The following is a 23,369-nucleotide window of genomic DNA, read 5'->3' as shown; positions in this document are numbered from 1 at the left end:
CGCTCCCCCGGATCACCGCGGGCGCCGCCACAACCGTCTCAGGCCTTGGTGCCACAGCCCGGTCGCGGCTGGCCGCCGCGTGGCCGCGCGGAGGTACGCGATGCTCTGCAGGACGCGCGGTCCGACGTCGGAGGCGCTCGGCGCCAGCTCATGCTCGGCTTCGCACAGGAAGGTGACCGCTTCTTCCCTCCGCCCAGCAGCGACCAACGCCGTAGCCAGTCCGACACCGGCGAGGGCACGGCCACGTCGGTCCGCGAGCTCCTCCCACACGGCAACGGCCTCTCGGTGGGCGTCCACCGCTTCGGTCGTCCGCCGGGTCCGCACGAGGGCGTCACCCACGTCCTGCAAGATCTCCGCAAGGAGAAACAGCCGTCCGTCGCGGCGGCAGCGAGTAGCCGCGTCGCCGAGCACGCGGACACCTTCCTCCGCCCGCCCCCGCTCGACAAGGCTGGTGCCCCACAGGGCCAGCGCCTCCACCGGATGCGCGCAGGGACCTTCGCGCTCCTCCACGATGTCACGGAGTGTGGCCTCCACCTCGGCGCGCCCACCCTGCTGGTCCGCGGCTGCGGCGAGTGCTTCCACCCCGTGGAGTTCGGCGCGTACGTGCTCCACACCGGACGCGGCCAGAACGCTCGCCCGGTGCGCCGTCTTCCACAGCACCGTCAGAGCCACGGCCTCGTTTCCCGGTGCTCCGAGGTCCCTCTGCAGCGTTGCGGCTTGCCGTAGAGCCGAGCAGGCTTCCAGGAAACGATGGGCACGGGCCAGCGCGACACCCTGGTGGTACAAAGACGCGGCCCACGGGACTTGGTATTCCGCCCTTACCGGGCCCCGGGTCATCAGGTCGTACCACTGGCCGTCCTCCACGTAGATGGCGCTCGCGGCCTCGTGGGCGGCAGCGGCTTGGGTGTGGAGGTGGGCAGCGCACTGAACGGCGGCGCGCCGGTCGTACGCGGTGGCGAGGGAATACCGGTAGGCCAGGGGATCTCGCATCTCGCGGTACGCGCGGCCGTGGGCATCGGTCCGGCGCTCCTCGGGCGGACACCGGATCAGCCTCTCGTAGACCGCCACGGCTTGTGCGAACGCGGCATCGGCTTCCGCGAAGCGGCCGAGTCGTCCGAGGATCTCGCCGCACCCGAGCAGGGCCCACGCCAGAGCGTCGCGGTCGCCGAGCGTCCGGGCAACGGTGACACAGCGGTCGGCCAGGGCGAGTGTCTCGTACGGGCGATCCTCGTGGGCCAGGTGCTGCAGGACGCAGCGGGCGGCGGCAAGAGTGCGGCGGTCGGTGGGGTCGGCCGCACCCACGAGCACGGCCACCAGGTTCTCCCGGTCCTTGGTCAGCGGCAGGTTCGCGTCCTCTGTTCCGGCCGGGCCGGCCTGACGTTGTGAAGCCTGGTTCTCCCTGCACATGGCGAGCAGGGCGGCGTCACGTTCATAGGTGTCCAGGAGGCGGGAGACCGCGAGCGCTTGGAAGCCGTCGTTCCCGGGTTCGTCGTGCTGCAGCAGGCAGTGCCGGATCAGCGGGTGCATCACGTACCGGATCTCACCGTCCGCGCCCTTTGCGGGTTTGATGAGACCGGCCCGGACGAACTGGGGGACCCGGGCAGGCAGCGCGGTCAACGTTCCGCCCCACGCGGTCAGCTGGAGACTGCCGTGATCAGGGCCGGGGTGCCGCGCCATGCGCACGGCCATGCGGAGGTCGGACTCCGGCAGGCAGGAGAGGACCAAGTCGACGCTCGCCCGGACCGCGGCATGGGCCCTGCCCTGCGCGTCGACCGCAGCGCGGACACGGCTGCGGGCTGCTGCGTGCGGGGCCGCGCGGCTGTCCAGTGCCGCGGCTCCTGCGGCCAGTTCCGCGGCCAGTGGAATACCGTCGCAGAGCCGGGCCAGGGCAGCTACGTCCTTCGGCCCCGGTACGGTCAGCCCGTTGCGCGCCGCTACAGCAGTGATCAACTCCTCCGTACGCGGGGGCGACAGCGCGGTCAGCTCGACGGCGGTCAGAGAGCCGACGGCGGCCGGTCGGCCGCGCGTGGTCACGAGCAGCCGACCGGTCCCGGGCGGCAGCAACCGCTCCGCAGACGCCACTTCTTCGACGTCGTCCAGGATGAGCAGGACCTGGCGGCCGGCCGCGCTCTGCCGGGTCAGCCACCTGCGCAGGACGGCGGACTTCTCCTGCTCGGTCAGCTCCGTACCGTCGTGCAGGAGCCGCATGGCCCGTACCAGCGCACTCGCGGCCTGGCCCGTCGTCATGCGCCCCTCGCCACAACTGTCCCGTGCCTGGAGCAACAGGGCCCCGCCGGTGAACCAGCCAGGGCGTGCGACAGCGAGGCGGGCGACGGCGCGAGCCAGGGCCGTCTTGCCCACGCCGCCCGGGCCGTGCAGCAGACAGCCCGGAGCCGTCGCGTCCGGCGCCAGGAGCTCCAGCAGCATCGTCGTTTCCCCGGTACGCCCGACGAGGTCGTCCTCCGGCGTCGCTCGCCCAGGCCCAAGGACGTGCACCTGCGGCTCCCACCAGCGTCCCCTCACGCCCCTCGCCCCCTCGTCGTCACCGGCCGGGCAGCCGCTTGGCTAGGCCGGCTGTCGCGGTGGCCGGTGGCTCACCCGAAACGGTGTGCCGCCGTCGTCCACGACCATGCTGTACGTCTCGCCCTGGCTGACCACCTCCAGCTCCAGGTGCCAGTCGACGCACTGACTGCCGGTGTAGGCCATCACCTGGAACACCTCTGGTTCGCTCTGTGTCACCACATACGGGAAGTCGGGCGAGCCCTGCGGCACGAGTCGCGGCTCGCCGGCGTCGAGGTCTGCGAGGAACCTCCGGCATGACACCGGCCACTGCGGCGCGCCCGGCTCGAGGTCCAGGGCGGGATACCGGCCGTCCACGACCACGTCGAGCCGCCGCAGCAGGACCGCATGCGGCACGAGCGCCTCGACGCTCACCGTCACCTGAGCGCCGTGCACCTGGCGTGCCGCGCCGTCCTGCCCTGGGAGGCTGAGTCCCTGGTGGGTGCAGACCGCTTGGACAGCGACCGGGGACGCACCGCCCAGGACCAGTTCCTTGCCCTTGCCGATGCCCGACGTGACCAGCGCTTGCACTGCTCCGGCGATCGCCGCGGTCAGCCCCGCGGCCACGGCCGCCCAGCCGAGGGCGGACAGCTCCGGCACCCACAGCAGCAACGCGACGGCACCCGCGGCGAGACCGCCCAGCAGGGCGAGACGCACCGCAAGTTTCCTTCTACGACGGCCGGTTGGCCGGGAGTCCCCAAGCAGCACGTGGCCAGCCTGACACGGGACGGACCTTCAGCTCCACACCGCCGGAGGCGAGAGGAACCCCGGCCGTCGCACGGCCGGGGTTCCTCGAAGCGGTGCGCCCGTCAGGCCGCACCACGTCAGGTCACCGTGGATCGGGGAAGGTCAGCGCTGCAGGGTGAGGACACCCGGCCGCCACGGCAGTCGGTTGTAGTCGCCGCCCGCGGTGGGGGACTTGCCCTGGTAGAGGAACTGCAGGTTGCAGGGGTCGATGGTCATGGTCTGGTCGGGGTTGGTGCGGACCAGGTCACCGTGGCTGATGTCGTTGGTCCAGGTGGCACCGCTGTTGGCCTTGCCCGCGAAGGGGTTGCTCTCGGTGGCGGCCTGCGGGGTCCACGGGCCGTTCAGGCTGGAGGCGGTGAACGAGCGGAAGTAGCGCTGCTCGGTCGCGCCGCGCGCCTCGACGATCATGAGGTACTGGTTCTGGCCCTGGACCTTGTAGACCTGCGGCGCCTCGAACAGGTTCTTCGCCGTGTCGGTCATGACCGTCGTGTAGGACGAGCCGAAGTTGCCCGGGAAGTTGCCGATCGGCATGCTCGCCCGGTAGATGCTGCCGTTGTCACCGGCGAAGAACAGGTACATGTTCTTGTCGTCGGCGATCAGGGTCTGGTCGATCGGGCCGGTGCCGGAGTTGGGGATGCTGCCGGTGAACAGCGGCTGCGGCGCGGACCAGCCGTTGGGGTTGGTGGGGTCGCTCGACGTGCGGTAGATGAAGGGCCACTGACCCCACTGGTAGGCCAGCACCCAGATGTTCTTGGGCGCGAAGTAGAACAGCGTGGGCGCGACCGCGGACTGGCTCATGCCGGTCTGGCCGGCCGACGCCATGTCCGACCAGTTCGTGAAGGGACTGAACGCCATCGAGCCGTACGACGAGCCCGCGAAGTTCGACGCGTAGACCAGGTGCTTGCCGTTGTACGTGACGGTGGTGAAGTCCTTCAGCGAGTACCACCCGTTCGCCGGCTGCGCCAGCGGGCCGGTCGAGCTCCACCGGTACGTCGACGGAAGAGCACACGTGCCGCCCGGCGCGGACAGGCCGGTCCACTTCTGGTTGCCGGCGCCGTTGCACCTCCCGATCTGCACCGCTGTGCCGTTGGCCGTCCCGGCGCCCGCGACCTCCAGGCACAGCCCGGACTCCACGCCGACGACCGTGCCGTCGGAGTTGACCCGCCACTGCTGGTTGGCGCCGCCGGAGCAGGACCAGATCTGCACCCGGGTACCGGGCGTGGTGGCGTGGCCCGGGACATCCAGGCACTTGTTGCCGTACACGGTCAGCTGGTTGCTGTCCGTCCAGGTCCACTGCTGGTTGGTCCCGCCATGGCAGTCCCAGATCTGCAGGGATGTGCCGTCGGTCTGGTCGGCGCCCGGCACATCGAGACACCGGTTCGAGCCGACACCGCGCAAGGCGCCGGTGGTGGCCGCCTGGGCCGGGGTCGCGACGAGCATCGCCGCCAACGAGACCAGGACCGTCACCGCGGCGGCGAGCACCGCAGACGGATGTCTGCGGCTGAAACTTCCTCTGCGCATGGGGACCTTCCTCAACCTTGAGTTAGGCGGCTTGCGCGCGCCATGTTGACGAGTTCATGACATGCACATGCGACCGCAGCTCCTTGTGCGGCAAGAGACATGTTCGCGATATCGAACAGGGTTCGGAATTCGGGCAATCTGAATGATAGGGAGCCGATGAACGGCGTCAATCCCTCTCGCAAGTATCGCCGTGAATGCCGAAAGATTTCGTCGAGCCTACGAGATCAAACAGTGCACGGAGGCCTCTCGCCCGGAGCAGATCACGCCCGCCGTCCGCTGCACGGGGATTTCGAATCTTTCGGGACCGGAACGGAAACTTTTGCGTGCGGGGAGTATTGACGGCGACTCGGCGTACCTCAATCATCCCTGTCTGAGAAGCGGCCACAGTTCGAGATGTCGAACCACATCGGCCTTCCCGCGGTGCCCGGCGCTTGCGTGCTGCCCGGGTTCCGGCTCGCCCCGTCCGTCTGCCGAGCAGGGAGCGGACGGAAGCATTCCCGCGCTTCAGGTCCGCCGTGATGTCTATCTTGGAGGCACAGTCATGGGCTCGTATGCCCTTGTCAGACCCGTTGTCCGCCGGAAGAGGATCCGCGGCCTGGTGTGGGCGGCGGTCGTCGGCGTCCTCGCCACGGTCGTCGCACTGCTCGCGCCGCCGTCCGCACAGGCCGCCGAGACCACGCTCGGCGCCGCGGCGGCGCAGAGCGGCCGCTACTTCGGCACCGCCATCGCCTCGGGCAGGCTGGGCGACTCGGCGTACACGTCGATCGCGAGCCGGGAGTTCAACTCGGTGACGGCCGAGAACGAGATGAAGATCGACGCCACCGAACCGCAGCGGGGCCAGTTCAACTTCGCCGCCGGCGACCGCGTCTACAACTGGGCGGTGCAGAACGGCAAGAAGGTACGCGGCCACACCCTGGCCTGGCACTCCCAGCAGCCCGGCTGGATGCAGAGCCTCAGCGGCAGCGCGCTGCGCCAGGCGATGATCGACCACATCAACGGCGTGATGGCCCACTACAAGGGCAAGATCGCCCAGTGGGACGTGGTGAACGAGGCCTTCGCCGACGGCAGTTCGGGAGCCCGGCGCGACTCCAACCTGCAGCGCACCGGCAACGACTGGATCGAGGTCGCCTTCCGCACCGCGCGTGCCGCGGACCCGGCCGCCAAGCTCTGCTACAACGACTACAACATCGAGAACTGGACCTGGGCCAAGACCCAGGCCGTGTACGCCATGGTCCGGGACTTCAAGCAGCGTGGCGTGCCGATCGACTGCGTCGGCTTCCAGTCGCACTTCAACAACGACAGCCCGTACAACAGCAACTTCCGCACCACCCTGCAGAGCTTCGCCGCCCTCGGCGTCGATGTGGCCATCACCGAACTCGACATCCAGGGCGCCTCGGCCACGACCTACGCCAACGTGACCAACGACTGCCTGGCCGTGCCGCGCTGCCTCGGCATCACCGTCTGGGGTGTGCGCGACACCGACTCCTGGCGAGCGGAGCAGACCCCGCTGCTGTTCAACGGCAACGGCAGCAAGAAGCCCGCGTACACCGCCGTCCTCAACGCACTCAACGGCGGCACCTCCACGCCGCCTGCGGACTCCGGGCAGATCAAGGGCGTCGGATCGGGCCGCTGCCTGGATGTGCCCGGCGCCGGCACCACCGACGGAACGCAGCTCCAGCTGTGGGACTGCCACAACGGCACCAACCAGCAGTGGACGTACACCGCGGCCGGTGAGCTCAGGGTCTACGGCAACAAGTGCCTGGACGCCGCCGGCACCGGCGACGGCGCCAAGGTCCAGATCTACAGCTGCTGGGGCGGCGACAACCAGAAGTGGCGCCTCAACTCCGACGGCACCATCGTCGGCGTGCAGTCCGGCCGCTGCCTCGACGCCGTCGCGGGCGGTACCGCCAACGGCACCCTCATCCAGCTCTACTCCTGCTCGAACGGCAGCAACCAACGCTGGACCCGCACCTGATAAGCCCCCCACAGACGAAAGGGTGAATCGATGACGGCACACGGTCCGGCTTCCCCCGTCCCTCGCCGACGACATCGCTTATGGTCCCGGGTCGCCGCCCTGGTGGCGCTGACCCTGGCGATCGGCATGCTCGCCGTCGCGCATCCGGCGCCCGCCCAGGCGGCGACGGTGGACACCAACGCCTGGTACGTCCTGGTCAACCGCAACAGCGGCAAGGCGCTGGACGTCTCCGGCGCCTCCACCGCCGACGGCGCGCGGGTCAGCCAGTGGACGCGCAACGACCAAGCCAACCAGCAGTGGCAGTTCGTGGACTCCGGCGGCGGCTTCTACCGCCTCAAGGCCCGGCATTCGGGCAAGGTTCTCGACGTGGCCGGCGGCTCGACCGCGGACGGTGCCGCGATCCAGCAGTGGGCCGACTCCAACGGCGCCAACCAGCAGTTCCGCCTGGCCGACTCCGACGCCGGCCACGTCCGGCTCATCAACCGCGCCAGCGGCAAGGCGGTGGAGGTGCAGGGCGCCTCGACCGCCGACGGCGGCAACGTCGTCCAGTACACCGACTGGGGCGGCGCCAACCAGCAATGGCAGTTGGTCAAGCTGTCGTCAGGTGGTGGCGGCGGCGGATGCGGCAGCGCCCCGACTCTGACGAGCGGTACGCACACGATCCAGAGCGGCGGCAAGACCCGCAGCTTCATCCTCAGAGTTCCCGCCAACTACGACAACAGCCACCGCTACCGGCTGATCTTCGCGTTCCACTGGCGGGGCGGAACAGCGAACGACGTCGCCTCGGGCGGCACGAGCGGGAGCGCCTGGTCCTACTACGGCCAACAGGAACAGTCAAACAACAGCGCGATCCTCGTCGCCCCCCAGGGCCTCGGCAACGGCTGGGCCAATGCGGGCGGTGAGGACGTCACGTTCGTCGACGACATGATCCGGCGCATCGAGAGCAGCCTGTGTGTCAACCCGGCACAGCGGTTCGCCACGGGATTCAGCTGGGGCGGCGGTATGAGCTACGCACTCGCGTGCAGCCGGGCGAACGTGTTCCGGGCCGTCGCGGTCATGTCCGGTGCTGAGATCAGCGGCTGCAGCGGCGGCACCCAGCCCATCGCCTACTTCGGGATCCACGGCGTCAGCGACTCCGTCCTCAACATCGCGCAAGGACGCTCCCTGCGCGACAGGTTCGTCCGCAACAACGGCTGCGCCTCCCAGAGCCCGCGCGAGCCCGCGCCGGGCAGCCGGACGCACATCACCACGACCTACTCGGGCTGCCGTGCCGGATACCCGGTCCAGTGGGCCGCGTTCGACGGAGGCCACACACCCGGTCCGGTCGACGGCTCCCCCGGCGAGAGCGGCGTCGCCACCTGGACCAAAACAGAGATCTGGAGGTTCTTCGCACAGTTCCAGTGACACGCCCGCGGCACGCAGTGGAGCCAGGACGATCCTGGCTCCACGTCGCCGACGGTCCCTCCGCGTTCGGGAGGCGCTGTTGCGGGGCGGGAGCAGACCCTAGGCCGCATCCACGTCGGCGTACAGCAGATGGTGATCCGAGTACGGGGTCGGGACCACGCGGTGCCCGAGCGCGGCCACGTCGCGCAGGAAGACGTAGTCGAACTTGCTCTGCCAGTCGGTGGTCGGACGGCAGGCGCCGATCCGCGCGGGACGGCACTGCGGGTCCGCGTCCGCGGCCAGGGCCCACATGCCGGCCAGTTCGGGGGCGTCCGGGACGGCGTTGAAGTCGCCGAGCACGATCGCACGGCCGTGGCGGGCGACGTCCGCGGCCAGTACACCGACCTGCTCCGCCCGGAACTCCTCCTGACGCCGTTGCGCGAGATGGGTGTTGAAGACCCGTACGGAGTGACCGCCCACCATGGTGGTGACCGACATGTACCCACGGTCCTCGGATCCGCCGTCGGGGTACTCCACCGTCTCACGGTCCGTCATCGGCGCCAGCGACAGAACCGCCTGGCCGAAGGCGCCCGGACTCCACGGCGCTCCCCCACAGCGGCGCCAGCTCTCCAGGACCGTCCCGTACTCGACGCGGTACACCAGCCCGTACAGGCGCTTCAGATAGTCCCGGATCCTCTCGACATCCCGCACGCACGCTTCCTGCACGCCGATGACCTGGGGGGCGTACCGGGCGATCTCAGCTGCCCGGTCGACGTTGTTCACCTCGCACGGATTGCACAGGTTCCACGTCATGACCCGGTTCGCCACCGCATGCCGGACGTCCTCGACGGGCAGGGCCCCGGCGGCAGGCACGCCGCTCGGCGCGCTGGGGCCGACGAGCACCGCGCAGGCCACGGCCATGGCGCCCGCGAGCAGCCGCGCATGCCTTGCGAACACCATCGCCTCCTCACCGTGGACACAGGTGGCACCCGACGTCTTCGCCCCCGAGGTTATGCCACGGGGTGGCCGGCGCCGGGCGGCCCGCCCAGGGGTATCCCTGGCCGTGGTCGGTGTACCGATGGCCGGCCGGCATCCCGGGGAGGGTGCGCTGCCCGGGCCGCCGCTGCAGTCTGTTCCGTACCCTGGCGGCATGCGCATGCGCCCCACCCTGGTCTGGACCCCTGCCGAGGATGCGCCGCCGGGCAGCACGGACCTGACACCGGTCGCCGACGCGCTGAGCGCCGGCAACGTGCTGGTGCTCAGCGGGGCCGGCATCTCCACGGAATCGGGCATCCCCGACTACCGGGGCGAGGGCGGCAGCCTGAGCCGGCACACGCCGATGACCTATCAGGAGTTCATCGCCGGCGCGCGGGCCAGGCGCCGGTACTGGGCGCGCAGCCACCTCGGCTGGCGCACCTTCGGCCGTGCCGTGCCCAACGCCGGGCACCGCGCCGTGGCCGCGTTCGGGCGGCAGGGCCTGCTCGCGGGTGTGATCACGCAGAACGTCGACGGCCTGCACCAGGCCGCCGGCAGTGAGGGCGTCGTGGAACTCCACGGAAGCCTGGAACGGGTCGTCTGCCTGTCCTGCGGCGCCACCGGCCCGCGCCGTGAACTGGCCCGGCGCCTGGAGGAGGCGAATGCGGGCTTCGAGCCGGTGGCCGCGGGGATCAACCCGGACGGTGACGCCGACCTCACCGACGAACAGGTCGCGGACTTCCGTGTCGTGCCCTGCGAGGCCTGCGGGGGCATCCTCAAACCGGACGTGGTGTTCTTCGGGGAGGCCGTTCCGCCCGGGCGGGTCGAGCACTGCCGTTCACTGGTGCGTGCGGCGGACTCGGTGCTGGTCCTCGGCTCGTCGTTGACGGTGATGTCCGGCCTCCGGTTCGTCCGCCAGGCGGCCGAGGCCGGGAAGCCGGTGCTGATCGTCAACCTGGCCCCCACCCGGGGTGACCGGCACGCCGTCACCCGGGTGGCACTCCCCCTGGGAACGGCCCTGACGACCGTGGCCGGCCGACTGGGCATCCCGGTCGACGGCCGGGCGAACCCGTGAGCGCCCACCAGGACCGACAGCGCCGCGGCGACGAAGCCGCCCGTCACCTAGGGGCCCACACGCCAGGGCGTCCGCCGCCGTGCGGGCGGAAAATGCCTCGCGCCGCGGCCGGGAGGGGCCGAGACTCGTGTCATGGCTGACATGGAGGCGTTCCGGGACGCGGTCACCGCGTGGGCGGCGGGTGGTCCCGCGGACCCCGCGTACGCGTCGGCCGCGCGGCTGCCCGTCCGGGCGGCCGTTCTGCTCGAAGGGCCGAGCGACGTCGCGGCGGTCGACGCGCTGGCCAGGAGCCGCGGACGGGACCTCGCGGCGGAAGGGGTGTGCGTCCTGGCGATCGGCGGTGCGATGAGCGTCGGGCGGTATGCCCGGCTCCTCGGTCCGACCGGTCTGGGCCTTGCCCTGACGGGCCTGTGCGACGAGGCGGAGCGTCCGTACTACGCCCGCGGCTTCGCACGGGCCGGTGCGGCACGGCAGGACTTCTTCGTCTGCGCCGCGGATCTGGAGGACGAGCTCATCCGCGCCCTGGGCGTGCCACGGGTGGAGGAGCTCGTCCGGGAAGAGGGCGACCTGCGCGCCCTGCAGACGTTCCTGCGCCAGCCCGCGCAGCAGGGCCGCACCCCGCAGAGGCAGTTCAGGCGCTTCTTCGGGACGCAGAAGGGCCGCAAGATCCACTACGGCCGTGTCCTGGTCGAGGCCCTCGCTCCCGATCGCGTGCCCGCGCCGCTCGCCGGCCTGCTCGCCGGCGTCTGAGCGGGCGCGGCGACTGCCGAACCCGCCCGTGGACGCCGTCGGCGGCCGCTCAGGTGGACAGGCCGGTCAGGGAGAGGAACTCGGCCCGGGAGCGGGCGTCCTCGCGGAGGGTTCCGAGCAGGGTGGAGGTGAGGGTGCTGGAGCCGGTGGCCTGGACGCCTCGCAAGGTCATGCAGGTGTGTTCGGCCTCGATGACCACGCCGACGCCCTTGGGCTCCAGCTGAGCCTGCAGCCAGTCGGCGACCTGCTTGGTGAGGCGCTCCTGGACCTGTGGCCGGCAGGCGAAGTACTCCACGACGCGGGCCAGTTTGGACAGGCCGAGGATGCGGTGGCCCGGCAGGTAGCCGACGTGGGCGGTGCCGACGAAGGGCAGCAGGTGGTGCTCGCACACCGAGCGCACCGGGATGCTGCGGGCCAGCACCAGCTCGTCGTACCCCTCGTCGTTGGGGAAGGTCGTCAGGTCGAACGCGCGGGGGGTGAACAGTTCGGCGTAGGCGCGTGCCATGCGGCCGGGGGTACCGCGCAGGCTCTCCGTGGCGGTGTCGATGCCGAGCGCCGCGAGGAACCGGGCGGCGGCGTTCTCGGCTTCGTCGAGGTCGATGCCGTCGGTGTCGTGGACGACGCGCAGGGGGGCGGGGAGCGGGGTCTGCGGCCGGGGGATGCGCGCGGCACCAGGTGTGCCGGCGCTCGGCGTCGCGGGATCGGTGAACGGTGCGGCGAGGTCCATGACGTGACTCCTTGCGGGGTGGGTGAGGGCGGCGGACGGCAGCGGCGCGTGGTGGCTCAGGAGGTGGTGGCCGCGGGTGGGGCGGGGGCCGGTTCCAGACGGACGCAGCAGTGGCCGGGGCTGGGAGCCAGGCACGCCTGGCGGCTGCTGTCGCCGAGTCCTTCGAGGACGCCGCGGAGCAGATGGAGGTTCATGCCGCACACCGTCTGCGTGTGCTCGCGGGCGAGCGCGTGGAAGGGGCAGTTGCCCAGCACGATCGCGGCGCCGTCGTGGCGGGGCTCGAACCCGTACCGCTCCAGCAGGCCGAACACGTCCGTGCCGCCCTGCCCGGCGAGCCGGGCGCCGAAGTGGTGCGCCCTTCGGTGCAGGACGGCGCGGACCGGCTCGCCGGTGGCCTCCGCCTCCTCCAGGGCCTGGGCGAAGAGCCGTCCGGCCAGCTCGTAGCGCCGTTCGGGCAGCAGGACGGCGACCTGCTTGGCGGAGCGCTTGTACAGCTTGGCCGGCCTGCCCGCTCCCGGACCGGTGCGGCCGCTGCGCCGCTCGTAGACGACGTCCAGCAGTGACTCGTCGGCCAGCCGGTCCAGGTGGAAGGCCGCGGTCTGGCGCGCCAGCCCGAGGGCCGCGGCGGCTTCGTCGCGGCTCACCGGTCCCGGCTGGCGTACGACGTGGTCGTAGAGCCTCCTGCGGGTCGGCTCGTCCAGAGCCGCCACGGCGGAGACGTCGGAGTGGGGTGCTTCCTTCGGGTGGTCCACGAACACCAGTGTAAAACCCACAGGCGTTGACTAAAGAAGGTTCACGCACTTCTATTGTCAGTAAGAGTTGTCGATAGAAAGAAAGGGCGCGTCATGTCCACCGCACCCACCACCACCCCCTCCACCGCACCCCGGCGGGGCGCGCTCGCCGATCCCGGCTACCAGGCGTTCGTGATCCTGCGCACCGGGTTCACCGTGGCGCCGGTCCTGTTCGGGCTGGACAAGTTCACCAACCTGCTCGTGGACTGGCCCGGCTACCTCGCGCCGTGGATCGACGACGTCCTGCCGGGCAGCGCCCAGACGGTCATGTACGTCGTCGGTGTCATCGAGGTCGTCGCGGGCCTGACCGTCGCGCTCGCGCCGCGCTTCGGGGCCTGGCTGGTGGCCGGATGGCTGGCCGGCATCATCGTCAACCTGCTGACCATCCCCGGCCACTACGACATCGCCCTGCGCGACTTCGGACTCCTGCTCGGCGCGGTGGCCCTCGCGCGGCTGGCCCAGCGCTACCACACCGAGCGGCATCCGGGCTGACCGCCGACGGCGCAACGGCACAAGGCGACAAGGCGGGTGGGCACGGGAAGGCCCACCCGCCTTTTCAGGCAAATATCTCTTTTTCCTTGACAAGTCACCCCTTTCGGGCACTCAATGGAAATATCTAGACAACTAGATACATCCATGCGGGGGGCGGAGCGAAGGTAGACGGCATGTCTCGGTCGATCACCGGCGGACAGCTGGTCGTGAGGATGCTCGAGTCGTTGGGCATCCGGACGGTCTTCGGGGTGCCGGGCGGCCAGACGCTCGCCGTCACCGACGCGATTCTGGCCTCGCCGGTGATGGAGTTCGTCACCGCGCGGCACGAGAACGCCGCCGCGGTCATGGCGGACGCCTACGGGCGGCTGACCGGCACTCCCGGGGTCTGCCTCGCCACGACCGGTCCCGGCGCGACCAACCTGCTCACCGGCGTCGGCGGCGCGCTGCGGGACTCCAGCCCCGTGCTCGTCCTGACCTGCAACAACGCCGGTGAGAACATCCACCGGGACGACGCGCAGAACGCCGACCACGTCGAGCTGTTCGGCCCGCTGACCAAGTTCAGCCGCCTGGTGGCCCACGCCGGCGCCCTGCGGCAGGCGGTGGAGGAGGCGTATCTCAACGCCATGTCCGGCAACCCGGGGCCCGCCCACCTCGACTTCGCCCGGGACACGATCGAGGGGCCCGTGGCCGACGCCGACGCGGCCGTGCCCGAGGGCGAGCACCCGATGTGCCGGTGGGTGGTCCAGCGGCCCCGCGCCGACGCCGGGGCGCTGGCCGAGGTGGCCGCCCGGCTCGCGCAGGCGGAGCGTCCGGTGCTGTGGCTCGGCAACGGCTGCAACCGCTCCGGCGCCGGCGAGGCCGCCCTCGCGCTGGCCGAGTCCCTGCGGATCCCGGTGATCACCACGTTCAACGGCATCGGCACCGTGCCCACCACCCACCCCCTGGTCTTCGGGGCGCTCAGCCGGATGGGCACGCGGCTGTCCAGCCGTGTCATGGCCGACGCCGACCTGGTGCTCGCGGTCGGCAACAGCCTCAACGCCGTCTCCACGGGCCGGTGGCGGATGGAGTTGCCGCAGGTGATCCAGATCGATGTGGACCCCGCCATGCTGGGCCGCTACTACGGCCGCCGGACGACCGGGATCGTGGCGGACGCCCGGACCACGCTGGAGGAGCTGCACGCGCTGCTGGCCGACCGCGCCGGCGAACTGGCCGCGACCCGGTCCGCGTGGACGGACGGGCTGCGGCGGGCCGAGGAGCAGTGGTGGCGGGAGCCGGAGGCCGGCGGGACGGCAACGGGCGGGGACGGCCTGTCGCCCGCGGAGGTGGTACGGCGGCTGCGCACGGCCGCGCCCGACGACACCCTGCTCATCCCGGACGCGGGCAACCCGGGGGTGTGGTCCTACCTGTGGCAGATCCGGCGCGCGGGCAGCTACATCAAGCCGGTCGGGTTCGGGAACATGGGCTTCGCCGTGCCCGCCGCCGTCGCGGCCGTCGTGGCCGACCCCGAACGCCCGGTGCTGGCCCTGGTCGGGGACGGTTCGCTGGGCATGAGCCTGGCCGAGCTGGAGACCCTGGTGCGGGTCGGCGGACGGGTCGCCGTCGTCGTCCTCAACGACGCCGGGTACGGCAACATCCGCCAGGAGCAGATCGTCCACTACGGCAACCGGACCGTCGGCGTGGACTTCGGCCCCTGCGACTACGCCCTGGTCGCCCGCGGACTGGGCCTGCCCGCCGAACGGACCACCGGCCTGGAGGAGCTCGCCAAGCGCGTCGGGGAAACCCTGGACGGCCGCTCCCCCGCCCTCTTCGACGTCCCCATCGACCAAAGCGTCAACGCCTGGACCTATCCCGCCTTCCGCCCCTACGAACCGGAAGAGGGCTGATCATGACCGACGGGACCGCCCACGACGCCGCCGCACCCGGGGCGCTGAGCGGCGTCAGGGTGCTGGACCTGTCGCGGTTCATCGCCGGGCCGCTGTGCTGCCAGATCCTCGGCGACATGGGCGCGGAGGTCGTCAAGATCGAGCGGCCCAGCGGCGAGGACGCCCGCAAGCACGCGCCGTTCCACCGGCAGCAGAGCGTCTACACGATGGTCTACAACCGCAACAAGTACGGGGCGACGCTGGACACCCGGCGGCCCGAGGCGCTGGCGCTGCTGGAGGATCTGGTCCGGCGCAGCGACATCGTGGTCGAGAACTACCGTCCCGGGACGATGGAGGCGATGGGCCTGCCCTACCGGCGGCTGGCGGAGCTGCGTGCCGACGTCATCCTGGTGTCCATCTCCGGCTTCGGGCAGACCGGGCCGCTGGCGCGCCGCGCCCTCTTCGACGCCATCGCGCAGGCCACGTCGGGACTGATGAGCCTCACCGGTCCCCCGGACGGCGACCCCACCCTGACGGGCACGTACATCGCCGACTACATCGCCGGGTTCCACGGCGCGATGGGCGCGCTGCTCGCGCTGCTGCACCGGGAGCGCACCGGGCAGGGACAGCACGTGGACGTGGCGTCCCTGGACGCGCTGTTCGCCTCCCTGGGGACCCGGCCCAGCGCGTACGCCATGCTGGGTGAGCATCCCCGCCGCAACGGCTCCCGCGACCTGCTGACCGGGCCGGCCAACCTCTTCCCCGCCACCGACGGGTACGTCTACATTCACGCCGGCACCGACCCGCTGTTCCCGAGGCTGTGCCGGGCGATCGGCCGCCAGGATCTGGCGGACAGCGAGCGGTACTCCTCGGTCCCGGGCCGCATGGCGCACATCGAGGAGCTCGAGGAGGCCGTCGCCGCCTGGACCAAGAGCCGCACCTGCGAGGAGATAGCGCAGACCCTCGGGGCGGCCGGGATCCCCTTCGGGAAGGTCAGCGACATCCCCGAGGTCGTGGAGTCGGAGCAGATCAGGGCGCGGGAGATGATGCTCGACGTCGAGCACCCCGCACTGGGCACGCTCCGGCTGCCCGGCATCCCGATCAAGATGACCGCCTCCCCCGGGTCGGTGCGCAAGGCCCCGCCCCTGGTGGGCGAGGACAACGAGCACGTCTACGGACGGCTGCTGGGACGCTCCCCGCAGGAGATCGCCCGCCTGAAGTCCCTGGGGGTGATCTGAGTGACCACGCCGGCGCACCGCCCCACCGGCCTGCGCATCGCCCCCTCCGCTCTCGCCCTGGCCGGGGAGGGCCGCGTGTTCGACCTGTCCTCCGGCTGGTGGCCCGGTATGCCGCTGGCCCCCGGTCACCCGCCGTTCCAGGTCCTCACCTTCCGCACCCCCGCAGGCGAGCGCGCCCAGGGTCCGCACGGGGACCTGGAGTGGCTCGGGGACAACACCTCGCGGTTCGGCTTCATCTCCGAACTGCTGTCGTTCTGCGCGCACTCCGGCACCCACATCGACGCCCTGGCGCACATCACGTCCGGGGAGAACGACGAGTGGTACGGCGGCTACTCCGCGCACGAGTACCTCGGCGACCACGGCCCCCTCACCCACGACGCCTCGACGCTGCCGCCCCTGCTGGGCCGGGGGGTCCTCGTGGACGCGCCCGGTGCCCTGGGGCTCGAGACACTGCGGGCCCGTCAGCACATCGACGAGGACCTGATCTCCCTGACGCTGGACAAGCAAGGCGTGGCGCTCCGGGAAGGCGACGTGGTGCTGCTGCGCACCGGAACGATGAAGCACTGGCCCGACACCCGGGCGATGACCGCGGTCGAGGGAGCCGGGCTCGACCTGGACGGTGCCCGCCTGCTGGCCCGGTACCGGCCGGCCGCCGTCGGCAGTGACACCGCGGCCGTGGAGGTCGCCCCCTCCGGTGTCGCGGGGGAACCCCAGCCGGTGCACCGCCTGCTGATCCGCGACCTCGGCATCCCGCTCATGGAGTGGGTCCATCTCGAGGAGCTCGCCGCCGCGGCGGTCCACGAGTTCCTGCTGCTGTGCCTGCCCCTGCCCATCACCGGCGCGACCGGTTCGCCCGTACGGCCGGTCGCGATCGCCTGACCCCCCACCCGTCCGTCGCAGGAGACGCGCCATCATGAACAGCACACGCGGACGACGCCTTCGCCACTCGGTCCTCGCCCTTCCGGTCGCGGCGGTCCTCGCCGCGGGCAGCGCCTGCGCGGGAACCGGATCCTCCGCACAGCACACCTCCGGTGCCGGGGCCGCTACGGACGCCCGCAACGCCGCGGCGGCCGGTCCGCGCGCCGACCAGTGGGACGACCTGCACCGCGCGGCCACCACCGAGTCGCCCGCCAAGTACCAGGGCCCGAACCAGCCGGTCACCGCGCCCAAGAACGTGAAGGTCGCCGCCATCACCTGCCTGAGCATCCTCAGCGGCTGCGTGTCCCCCGCCACCGGTGCCCAGGAGGCGGCGAAGAAACTCGGCTGGCAGGTCAGGGTCTTCGACGGTGGCGGTACGCCCGACAAGCAGAACGCCCAGATGCTCAACGCCCTTTCGTGGGGCGCCGACATCATCCTCAACATCGCCATCGACCCCAACGCGGTCCAGGACGGGCTCAGGGCGGCGAAGCGGGCCGGTGTGCCGGTGGGTGCCGGATCCAACGGTCTCGACTCCCCCAACCCGCCCGTCAAGCCGACCGGGAACAACCTCGGCTACGCCTTCGACGTCGGCCCCGACTACGCCGCTCTCGGCAAGAAGGCCGCGCAGTGGGTGGAAGCCGACTCCGAGGGCAAGGCCAACATCGTCGTCTACTCCGACAAGGAGTTCCCCTCCGTGCTGGCCCTGCAGAAGGGGCTGCTGGACGAGCTGAAGAAGTGCAAGGACTGCACGGTGCAGCCGCTTCGCTACTTCACGGGCAACCAGGTGGCCCAGGTGCTGCCGCAGTCGGTCGTCAGCTACCTGCGGTCGAACCCCGACGTCGACTACGTGTTCATCCCCTACGACCCGGCGGCGGCAGCGGTGGTGCCGGCGATCGCCCAGGCCGGACTCGGCGACCGGGTGCGTCTGATCAGCGTGCTCGGCAGCCAGGAGAACCTGAACTTCGTCCGCGAGTCGCGGGTCCAGGTGGCGGACGCCGCCTACGACAACCGGTACATGGGCTACGCGATGCTCGACCAGACGGCCCGGCTGCTGACCAAGAAGCCGCTGGCCCAGCCGCACGGCGAGAACCTGCCCTTCGTCGTGCTGGACAAGGACAACGTGCCCGAGTCGGGCGCCGACTGGCACGCCTCCTTCGACTACCCGGGCACCTTCGACGGGCTGTGGAAGTGAGGTGCGATGACTGCCGCGCTGCACGGCGTCACCAAGCGGTTCGGGACCTTCACGGCCCTGAGCGAGGTCTCCCTGACCGTCGAGGACGGTGAGATCCACGCCCTGCTGGGCGCCAACGGCAGCGGCAAGTCGACCTTGGTGCGCGTGATGACGGGCGTGTACGTCCCCGACGGCGGGCGGATCCTGATCGACGAGCGGGACGTCACCGGCGGGTGGAGCCCGGCCGCCGCCGCGGCGGCCGGGGTGCGGGTCGTCCACCAGGAGGCCCCGCTGGTGGACCGCCTGTCGATCGCCGAGAACGTGGCGCTGTTCGCCGGTTACCCGCGCGGCGCGCTCGGCCGGATCGCCTGGCGCCGGCTGCGGGGCGACACGCAGCGGCTGCTCGACGACCTGTCGATCGGGCGGGGCAGCCGGGAGCTGGCCGGGCGCCTCACCGGTGCCGAGCGGGCCATGCTCACCGTGGAGCTCGCCGTGCGCACCGCCGGCGAGAACCTGCGGCTGCTGGTCCTCGACGAGGCCACCGCGGCCCTGCCCGAGGCCGAGGCCGAGCCGTTCCTGCGGCACGTGCGGGGCATCGCCGACCGCGGCCTGCCGGTGCTGGCCGTCACCCACCGGCTCGCCGAACTCGCCTACGCGGACCGGGTCAGTGTCCTCGACGCCGGCCGGGTGATGATCGAGGGACCGGCCGCCAAGGTGGAGCGCTCCGAGATCGTACGGGTCATGCGGGGCACCGCGCCGGCGGCCCGTTCGCGGGGCGGCACGGGCGCCGGGACGGGGGCCGGCGCCGCCCGGGACGCGGGCGGGATCAGCGCGCTGTGGCGGCGCGAGGCCGGCGGCCGCGACGGCGTGTCCCCGCCGACGGCCGGCCCCGTGCTGCGCGTGCGGGACCTGCGCGGGCACGATGTCGACGGCTGCGACCTCAGCCTCGCGCCGGGCGAGATCGTCGGCGTCATCGGGGTGCGCGGCAGCGGCCTGGAGGAGCTGCCGCGCCTGCTCACCGGTGCCGAACAGCGCCTCGGCGGCACCCTCGAGGTCGCCGGCCACCGGCTGCCCGGCACGCTGCCGCCGCGGGTGGCCATCCGCCACGGCGTGGTGTTCCTGCCCGCGGACCGGCTGCGGGAGGGCGGTATCCACACCCTTCCGGTCACCGACAACCTGATCCTGCCGCAGGCACGGACGTTCTGGCACCGGCGGGCCGAGATGCGCACGGCGATCCGGCAGGTCATCTCCTACCTGGACGTGCGGCCCACCGACCCGGCCACCGTCTTCGGCCGGCTCTCCGGCGGCAACCAGCAGAAGGTCATCCTGGGCCGGCTGCTGCGCATGCGGCCCCGCGTCCTGGTGCTGGCCGACCCCACCTACGGCGTCGACCCCGCCGCGCGCGAGGTGATGTTCGGCGCCATCCGTGACGCCGGGGCGAGCGGCATCGCCGTGCTGATGACCTCCACCGAACCGGAGCAGATGGCGGGCCTGTGCGACCGGGTCCTGGTGCTGCGCGACGGGCGCGTCGCCGAGGAGATCTCCGGGCCCGCCATGACCGCCGAGAACCTCATGACGAAGGCCATGTGATGAGCGACAAGACCATCCGGCACATCGACGCCCCCGCCTCCGGCCGCACCCCGCGTGCACGCCTCACCCCCGGCCGGCTGCTGTCCTGGGTGAGCGGTTACGAGACGCTCGTCCTGCTGGCCGTGCTCATCGTGGCCTTCTCCCTTGCCTCGGACCGGTTCCTGACGGCCGACAACCTGCAGAACGTGGCGCTGGTGCAGGCCGTCACGGCGACCATGACCCTGGCCGTGCTGATGCCGTTGATCATCGGCGAGTTCGACCTGTCCGTCGGGTATCTCATCGGGTTCCTGGTGATGCTCGAAGCCGTCGTGGCCCAGCACACCTCCAATCCGGCGCTGATCATCGCCGCGGGCCCGGTGGTCGGCCTGCTCGTCGGTCTCGTCAACGGCGTCCTGACGGTCTACTTCAAGATCAGCTCGTTCATCGCCACGCTGGGCGTCGGCATCCTGCTCAGCGGGGCGACGCAGGGCATCAGCAACGGCAAGGTCATCTTCGAGAACATCCCGTCCTCCGTGACGACCCTGGCGTCCGAGGACTTCCTGGGCCTGTCGCTGGCGGTGTGGCTGACCCTGCTGCTCGCCCTGGTCCTGTTCTACGTACTGGAGCACACCCCGCACGGCCGCTTCTGGTACGCCATCGGCGGCTCGGAGCGCGTGGCCTATCTCGCCGGTGTCCGGACCAACCGGATGCGGATGACCGCTTTCGCCGCCGCGGGGCTGATCGTGGGCTTCGCCGCCAACTTCGCGCTGGCGCAAGCCGGTTCGGCCAACCCGGGCTATGGTCCGGAGCTGCTGCTGCCCGCCTACGCCGCCGCGTTCCTCGGGGTGTCCACCTACCGGCCCGGCTACTACAACGTGCTGGGCGCGCTGGTGGCGATCATCCTGCTGGCCATCGGGTTCAACGGGCTGAGCCTGCTGGGCGTGCCGTTCTGGGTGCAGCCCATCTTCAACGGAAGCGTACTGATCATCGCCGTCCTGGTCGCGCGGCAGGAGACCCGCCAGGTGCGGACCGGATGACGACGGACGAGGAGGACGGGATGCGGTCACAGACGGCGGGACAGGACCCGGCGACCGTCCGCGCACTGGGCGAGGTCCTCGCCGGGGCCCGCCTGGTGGATCTCAGCCGGACCCTGGAAGAGGGCATGCCGACCTATCCCACCCATGCCAAGTACTTCCAGAACCGGTGGCTGGCGATGGGCGACGTCGCGCGCATGCACCAGCTGGTGCTCGGCGAGCACACCGGCACCCACGTCGACAGCCCCTGCCACTTCCCCCTCCAGGGCCCGCACGCCGGGGTGAGCGTGGCGGAACTGCCCCTCAGCGCGCTCACGGGACGCTGTGCGACCATCCCCCTGGATCCGCCGCCCGGGCCCGACGAGCTGATCGGCCCGCGGGCCGTGCGCGACTGGGAGGCACGTCACGGGCCGCTGCGGGCCGGGGACGTCGTGCTGCTGGACTTCCAGTGGGCCCGCACCCGCTGGGGCCTGCACGAGGAGGGCTTCGCCCATCTGGAGAGCTGGCCGGGCATCGCGCGCGAGACGGCCGAGCTGCTGCGCGAGCGGTCCGTGCGGGCCGTGGGGACCGACTGCGTCAGCCTCGACAGCGGCGACGGCGGGCGCGGCGAACTGCCCGCCCACTACGTGCTGCTGTCCGCCGGCGTGCTCATCATCGAGAACCTGGCCAACCTCGACCGGCTGCCCCCGCTGTCGTTCTTCCTGGCGTTCCCGCTGCGCATCGCGCACGGTACCGGCTCGCCGCTGCGCGCGGTGGCCGTCGTCTCCGGAGCACAGCGATGAGCGGGCATCCCGCGGCGGTGCCGGGCCGCAACCTCACCGACCCGTCCCGCGCCGTGCACGACGAGGACCTCGAGGCGGGCCTGAAACCGCCGGTGTACGAAGAGATCGTCATTCCCGAGGAGTTCGGGCCGGTCGAGGTGGTGGTGGACGACCTGAAGGTCAGGCGTTTCGCGTTCACGCAGGACGATCACGGCGACTGGTACCTGCGTTCCGGGCCCGACGGCCCGCGCATCGGTCACGCCGGGCTGCTCGCCAACGACCTGCTGCAGCTGTTCACCCTCCACTACGCGGCGAGCCAGGTGGTGGGGCTGCACACCGAGGAGGAGCTCTGGTTCGACCGGCCCGTGCGGGTGGGGCAGCGGGTGCGGCTCGCCGGGCGCTACGTGGACAAGTACGAGCGCCGGGGGCAGGGCTACGTCGTCATGGAGGCCGACGCCCGGGACGAGGACGGCCGCACCCTGGTCCGCCACCGCGGGGTGGAGATCATGCGGACCGCGCCGGCCGAGGTGGCGGGCCGCGGCTCGGCCGGTGGCGGCGGCGGCGGCCGCAGGGTCAGCGACGCGTACGACACCTCCCTGCCGCTCGCTCAGCGGCTGGGCGCAGGGAGCCTGCCCGGGACGGGGCTGGAGCCGCTGCGCAAGGAGATCACCTTCGAGCAGATGGCGGTGTTCTCCCGGATCGGGGAGTTCGTCACCAACATCCACGACAGCCTGGGCACCGCACGGGCCGCAGGGCTCGCGGTGCCGATCGTGCAGGGACAGCAACTGGTGTGCTATCTGGCCGAGTTGCTCACCCGGGTGTTCGGTGCGGAGTGGTTGTGGACCGGCTGGCTGCGGGTGAAGTTCCTGCGGCCGGTGAGCGCCTTCGACACCATCGAGGCCGCCGGGGCGGTGCGCGAGGTGGAGCGGGACGGCTCGCGGACCCGCATCGGCCTGGACGTGTGGGTGCGCCGCGGCGACGCGAGCCTCGCCGCGGTCGGCTGGGCGCGCGGCGAGGTCCCCACCGACAGGCCGGTGCGTGGCATCCTGCCGTTCGCGGACCAGGGGTGACCAGGCGCGCGAACCATGACAGAGGGAGGCACCGCATGGCACGACTGCCGATGTACGAGGTGATCTACCGCGACCTCGACAGGCAGCTGTCCTGCGGCACGCTCCAGCCCGGTGACCGGCTGCCGTCCGAGGGCGAGATGGCGGAGCACTACGGCGTCAGCAGGATGACGGTCCGGCAGGCCGTGGGGCGGCTGACCGACGAACGCCGGCTGGTCCGCCGCCGCGGCGCGGGCACCTTTGTCGCCGACCATCCCGCCACGTACCGCAAGGTCCACACGCTCGGGCCGTTCAGCGAGGACATCGGCCGCGGGGACGCCGCCGTCGACACCCAGGTCCGCGTCCGGCAGGTCACCGACGCACCGGACGAGGTCGGCGACAGGCTCGGGCTCAGGCCCCGGCAGAAGGTGATACGGCTGCTGCGGGTCCGCGTCGTCGACGGCCGGCCGGCCGCCATCCAGGACTCCTGGATCCCGTACGGCATCGCCCCCGCCCTCGCCGACGAGGACCTGCTCGGCGGGTCCCTGTACCGGACCCTGGCCGACCGTTTCGGCGTCCGGCTGACCTGGGCCGAGCAGGAGGTGTCGGCCGCCGCGGCCAGCGCCGAACAGGCCGCGCTGCTGCAGGTGCCGCCGGGCACGCCGCTCATCGCCATCACCCGGCTCACCCACGGTGAGGGGGCCGGGCCGGTGGAGTTCGCGCACAGCTGGAGCCGGCCCGAGTTCCCCCTGCTGATCCGGCTCGAGAGGTGAGG

20 protein-coding genes are annotated in these 23,369 nt (G+C 71.6%); 14 read left to right on the top strand and 6 right to left on the bottom strand.

Annotation, left to right across the window (positions count from 1 at the left end; genetic code table 11):
* Window positions 1-12 precede the first annotated feature (12 nt).
* From AB0K80_RS31820 to AB0K80_RS31810, 3 genes are all read right to left on the bottom strand, one after another.
* Window positions 13-2,496, bottom strand: coding sequence for a tetratricopeptide repeat protein (locus tag AB0K80_RS31820; RefSeq protein ID WP_365675704.1), 2,484 nt, complete (start codon window positions 2,494-2,496; stop codon window positions 13-15).
* Between the two features lie 69 nt (window positions 2,497-2,565).
* A complete protein-coding gene (locus AB0K80_RS31815) occupies window positions 2,566-3,216 on the bottom strand; it encodes a hypothetical protein (RefSeq protein ID WP_365675675.1) in 651 nt (216 codons plus the stop codon).
* Between the two features lie 192 nt (window positions 3,217-3,408).
* Entirely contained in the window at window positions 3,409-4,827 is a 1,419-nt protein-coding gene (locus AB0K80_RS31810) for a non-reducing end alpha-L-arabinofuranosidase family hydrolase (protein ID WP_365675673.1), read from the bottom strand.
* A gap of 541 nt (window positions 4,828-5,368) precedes the next feature.
* Here AB0K80_RS31810 and AB0K80_RS31805 point away from each other — a divergent pair.
* Both AB0K80_RS31805 and AB0K80_RS31800 read left to right on the top strand, forming a co-directional pair.
* On the top strand, window positions 5,369-6,802 hold the full coding sequence (locus tag AB0K80_RS31805) for an endo-1,4-beta-xylanase (RefSeq protein WP_365675671.1): 1,434 nt from the start codon (window positions 5,369-5,371) through the stop codon (window positions 6,800-6,802).
* A 99-nt stretch (window positions 6,803-6,901) separates the two neighbouring features.
* Complete coding sequence (locus AB0K80_RS31800) at window positions 6,902-8,206, top strand: RICIN domain-containing protein (RefSeq protein ID WP_365675702.1); 1,305 nt, start codon at window positions 6,902-6,904, stop codon at window positions 8,204-8,206.
* A gap of 99 nt (window positions 8,207-8,305) precedes the next feature.
* Here AB0K80_RS31800 and AB0K80_RS31795 read toward each other — a convergent pair whose 3' ends face one another.
* A complete protein-coding gene (locus AB0K80_RS31795) occupies window positions 8,306-9,145 on the bottom strand; it encodes an endonuclease/exonuclease/phosphatase family protein (protein ID WP_365675670.1) in 840 nt (279 codons plus the stop codon).
* Between the two features lie 190 nt (window positions 9,146-9,335).
* On the opposite strand from AB0K80_RS31795, the gene AB0K80_RS31790 reads away from it, so the two are divergent.
* A complete protein-coding gene (locus AB0K80_RS31790) occupies window positions 9,336-10,235 on the top strand; it encodes an NAD-dependent protein deacetylase (protein ID WP_365675668.1) in 900 nt (299 codons plus the stop codon).
* Between the two features lie 132 nt (window positions 10,236-10,367).
* Window positions 10,368-10,985: a TOPRIM nucleotidyl transferase/hydrolase domain-containing protein gene (locus tag AB0K80_RS31785; RefSeq protein WP_365675666.1), complete on the top strand. Its 618-nt coding sequence runs from the start codon at window positions 10,368-10,370 to the stop codon at window positions 10,983-10,985.
* A 49-nt stretch (window positions 10,986-11,034) separates the two neighbouring features.
* Here AB0K80_RS31785 and folE read toward each other — a convergent pair whose 3' ends face one another.
* Window positions 11,035-11,712, bottom strand: a complete 678-nt coding sequence (gene folE / locus AB0K80_RS31780) for a GTP cyclohydrolase I FolE (protein ID WP_365675664.1) — start codon at window positions 11,710-11,712, stop codon at window positions 11,035-11,037.
* Between the two features lie 56 nt (window positions 11,713-11,768).
* Window positions 11,769-12,470 carry a helix-turn-helix domain-containing protein gene (locus AB0K80_RS31775; RefSeq protein WP_365675700.1) on the bottom strand — a complete coding sequence of 234 codons (702 nt, stop codon included), beginning with the start codon at window positions 12,468-12,470 and terminating at the stop codon, window positions 11,769-11,771.
* An 87-nt stretch (window positions 12,471-12,557) separates the two neighbouring features.
* On the opposite strand from AB0K80_RS31775, the gene AB0K80_RS31770 reads away from it, so the two are divergent.
* The 10 genes from AB0K80_RS31770 to AB0K80_RS31725 all read left to right on the top strand — a co-directional run bounded on the left by AB0K80_RS31770 (window position 12,558) and on the right by AB0K80_RS31725 (window position 23,367).
* The gene (locus tag AB0K80_RS31770) at window positions 12,558-12,995 is read left to right on the top strand and encodes a hypothetical protein (protein ID WP_365675662.1); all 438 of its coding nucleotides are present in this window, start codon (window positions 12,558-12,560) and stop codon (window positions 12,993-12,995) included.
* 173 nt (window positions 12,996-13,168) lie between these two features.
* The gene (locus AB0K80_RS31765; protein WP_365675660.1) at window positions 13,169-14,878 is read left to right on the top strand and encodes a thiamine pyrophosphate-binding protein; all 1,710 of its coding nucleotides are present in this window, start codon (window positions 13,169-13,171) and stop codon (window positions 14,876-14,878) included.
* A 2-nt stretch (window positions 14,879-14,880) separates the two neighbouring features.
* Window positions 14,881-16,095, top strand: coding sequence for a CoA transferase (locus AB0K80_RS31760; RefSeq protein WP_365675658.1), 1,215 nt, complete (start codon window positions 14,881-14,883; stop codon window positions 16,093-16,095).
* Entirely contained in the window at window positions 16,096-16,974 is an 879-nt protein-coding gene (locus AB0K80_RS31755) for a cyclase family protein (protein WP_365675656.1), read from the top strand. It abuts the gene before it with no gap.
* 34 nt (window positions 16,975-17,008) lie between these two features.
* A complete protein-coding gene (locus tag AB0K80_RS31750) occupies window positions 17,009-18,205 on the top strand; it encodes a sugar ABC transporter substrate-binding protein (protein ID WP_365675655.1) in 1,197 nt (398 codons plus the stop codon).
* Between the two features lie 6 nt (window positions 18,206-18,211).
* Complete coding sequence (locus tag AB0K80_RS31745; protein WP_365675653.1) at window positions 18,212-19,774, top strand: sugar ABC transporter ATP-binding protein; 1,563 nt, start codon at window positions 18,212-18,214, stop codon at window positions 19,772-19,774.
* On the top strand, window positions 19,774-20,790 hold the full coding sequence (locus AB0K80_RS31740; RefSeq protein WP_365675651.1) for an ABC transporter permease: 1,017 nt from the start codon (window positions 19,774-19,776) through the stop codon (window positions 20,788-20,790). The genes AB0K80_RS31745 and AB0K80_RS31740 overlap by 1 nt, the downstream gene beginning before the upstream one ends.
* Window positions 20,787-21,569, top strand: a complete 783-nt coding sequence (locus AB0K80_RS31735) for a cyclase family protein (RefSeq protein ID WP_365675649.1) — start codon at window positions 20,787-20,789, stop codon at window positions 21,567-21,569. Before AB0K80_RS31740 ends, AB0K80_RS31735 begins: the two co-directional genes overlap by 4 nt.
* Window positions 21,566-22,618 (top strand): hypothetical protein, encoded by a 1,053-nt coding sequence (locus AB0K80_RS31730; RefSeq protein ID WP_365675647.1) that lies wholly within the window; start codon window positions 21,566-21,568, stop codon window positions 22,616-22,618. Before AB0K80_RS31735 ends, AB0K80_RS31730 begins: the two co-directional genes overlap by 4 nt.
* A 35-nt stretch (window positions 22,619-22,653) precedes the next feature.
* Window positions 22,654-23,367, top strand: a complete 714-nt coding sequence (locus AB0K80_RS31725) for a GntR family transcriptional regulator (protein ID WP_365675645.1) — start codon at window positions 22,654-22,656, stop codon at window positions 23,365-23,367.
* Window positions 23,368-23,369: the final 2 nt, after the last annotated feature.

This window comes from Streptomyces sp. NPDC052682, from assembly GCF_040678435.1.
GTDB lineage: Bacteria > Actinomycetota > Actinomycetes > Streptomycetales > Streptomycetaceae > Streptomyces.
The sequence above is the reverse complement of the archived record's forward strand: the minus strand, read 5'-3'. Positions and strand labels throughout refer to the sequence as shown.